The organism is Anoxybacillus sp., from assembly GCF_036834105.1.
Taxonomy (GTDB): domain Bacteria; phylum Bacillota; class Bacilli; order Bacillales; family Anoxybacillaceae; genus Anoxybacillus.
The window spans coordinates 1-2,283 of the sequence record NZ_DAITON010000212.1 but is presented as its reverse complement, the minus strand read 5'-3'; the positions used below and the strand labels follow the sequence as shown (position 1 = coordinate 2,283).

Annotated in this window: 4 protein-coding genes; 1 reads left to right on the top strand and 3 read right to left on the bottom strand. The window is 42.0% G+C overall.

The window, feature by feature from the left end:
• Positions 1-227: EAL domain-containing protein (locus V7Z64_RS12995; RefSeq protein WP_334110695.1), on the top strand; the 227-nt coding region annotated here is incomplete at its 5' end.
• A 15-nt stretch (positions 228-242) separates the two neighbouring features.
• On the opposite strand, the gene V7Z64_RS12990 is transcribed toward V7Z64_RS12995, so the two are convergent.
• From V7Z64_RS12990 to V7Z64_RS12980, 3 genes are all read right to left on the bottom strand, one after another.
• Positions 243-1,187: an NERD domain-containing protein gene (locus tag V7Z64_RS12990; protein WP_334110693.1), complete on the bottom strand. Its 945-nt coding sequence runs from the start codon at positions 1,185-1,187 to the stop codon at positions 243-245.
• A 35-nt stretch (positions 1,188-1,222) separates the two neighbouring features.
• Positions 1,223-1,894 (bottom strand): LrgB family protein, encoded by a 672-nt coding sequence (locus V7Z64_RS12985; protein ID WP_297992556.1) that lies wholly within the window; start codon positions 1,892-1,894, stop codon positions 1,223-1,225.
• A partial coding sequence (locus tag V7Z64_RS12980; protein ID WP_442885211.1) for a CidA/LrgA family protein occupies positions 1,891-2,283 on the bottom strand: 393 nt, incomplete at its 5' end. The genes V7Z64_RS12985 and V7Z64_RS12980, both read right to left, overlap by 4 nt.

Sequence of the window (2,283 nt, the reverse complement as noted above, 5' to 3'; positions counted from 1 at the left end):
TGCAACCAGATTACGTAAAAATCGATCGCCATTACATTCAAAACTGCGATCAAGAAAAAGAAAAACAAACATTTTTGAAAGAAGTAACGCATATCGCCAATACGCTCGGTATCCACGTTCTTGCCGAAGGAATTGAAAGAAAAGAAGAATTGGAATACTGTCGAGAAATCGGTATTCATTTTGCCCAAGGGTATTACATTGGCAAACCGAGTCCTGATCCCCTTTGAAAAAGAGGCTGAACTTTACTCGTCAGCCTCTTCCATCTCTTCTACTATAAGCGGATCATAATAGCGCGCATCACAATATGTTAGCAACGATTGAGCAGCCTTGAGCTGTACATGCTTTAGCGGCATCGTCAACTGCCTGAGCGACATAAACCATGCGTCATAATGGCGGCGATCAATGATTTCTAGATCGTTCGGAGCATAACGATAATCAATATACCCTTCGCGATTAATTAACACTTTCTTAATCGGCATATCAACGGAACATCGTTTATAAATAGTTTGGACAACTTTTTCCGTTCGATCGAGCGAAGTCATTGGATTGACGATTTTTCGTTCTATCCCGCCAACCATCTCCGTCCAAAACCGATCTGCCGAACCGACAATAATGTTGTTGCTTTGTTCCTCTGTAAACGCAATGCACCACGTCGTTGTTGGGCTAATGAGAATCGTATTTAACTCAACCGGTGCTTTTTTTAATAAAAATACAGGTTTATACATACATAAATATGTGTCAGGAAACCGTTGTAAAAAATATTTTAAATATACATCATGATAATATTTCGGATGAATAATGGACTCTTCTGTCAATGTCGAACTTGCCCAACGAATTTGCAGTTGAAATAACTTCTCTAAAAATAATATTTTTAACTCTTCTATCGTGCGAGGCTCTGACGCAACTGAAAAAGCAAAGTCGTCTTCTTCCTTCGGCTGATCGTTCTCCTTTTCTTCTATTTTCTTCCTTTTCCATATTTGTTTCATTTTATCGAAAAGCGACGGTTCTTCCTCAAGCCATTTCCACGACTCAGATGACTGTACTTTCGGAACGAGTTGCCCCGCCTCCCATGCTTGTTTCATTCGTTCCCATTGTTTTTTTTTCAAGCGAATAAACTCGCTCGGATAATGGTAAATATCTAGCTCGTAGCGCGAAATATAATCTTGAAGCTTAATGAGCTGTCCCACAATCGAACCTCCAGCATCAAATGGTTACTTTCATTCTACAACAAAAGCAACAACGGGCAAAGAAGAGAGGCGAAAATTGCACTTAGCGTCATCGCAACAGAACTAATGGCAGCCTCTTTTTTTCCGATTTCAAGCGCTTTTGCCGTACCAATCCCGTGCGAAGCCGCGCCAAGCCCACTCCCTATACCTAATGCTGTTGTTATGCGAAACATACGAAAAAGGCTAGGGCCAAACATCGCGCCAAAAATTCCAGCGATCATTACATATACTGCCGCAAGCGTCGGTATGCCATCAATCAACTTCGCAATATCCATTGCTACAGGCGATGTAACTGATTTCGGAATGATCGAACGAACGACCTGTTCCGGTAAATGAAAAAGGCGAGCCAATAATAGGCCGCTCCCCATCCCGATCATTGTGCCAAAAAATGTACTGCATAACAACGGCCATAAAAACTGTTTTAACGTACGGCGATGTTGGTAGAGCGGCAAAGCTAAAGCGACGACTGCAGGACCGAGCAAATGAACGAGCCATTTTCCTCCAGTCATATATTGCTCATATGAGATACGAAAAATCGATAACGTAACGATCATCACGACTGTACTTGTAGCAATCGGCACGAGCAATGGAAAATAAAAGCGGGCATACAATTTGCGCATAGCCATATAGACAAAAATCGTCCAGACGAGCAAACTGATTCCAATCATGCTCCCTTCACCTCACGCATTTGCCGCTTTTGTTCGCGTGTTTGTGCCCACTGTCCAATCAAACCAACAAAAAACATAACTATAGTTGTGCTAATGACAACGATGACGACAGACCATATCCCCTTTCCAGAAAAAAGCTCAACATAATCCATGACACCAACTGTTGCCGGAATAAACAAAAGGGTTAAGTGAGATAAAAGCATATTTGCGCCACGCGCAACCCACTTTTCTCTCACAATCCCTGTCATTAAAAGAAAAAACAATAGCAACATTCCTATCACACTTCCTGGAATTGGAACGTGAAGCAGTCGCTGAATGAATGAACCGACGATATACAATGCATACAATCCCCCGATTTGAATGACCGTAATCCCCATCTCTTCCCCTCC

Excerpts from the sequence above, each read along its gene's own strand:
- V7Z64_RS12985 (WP_297992556.1), bottom strand. The coding sequence starts at position 1,894 with ATGATTGGAATCAGTTTGCTCGTCTGGACGATTTTTGTCTATATGGCT.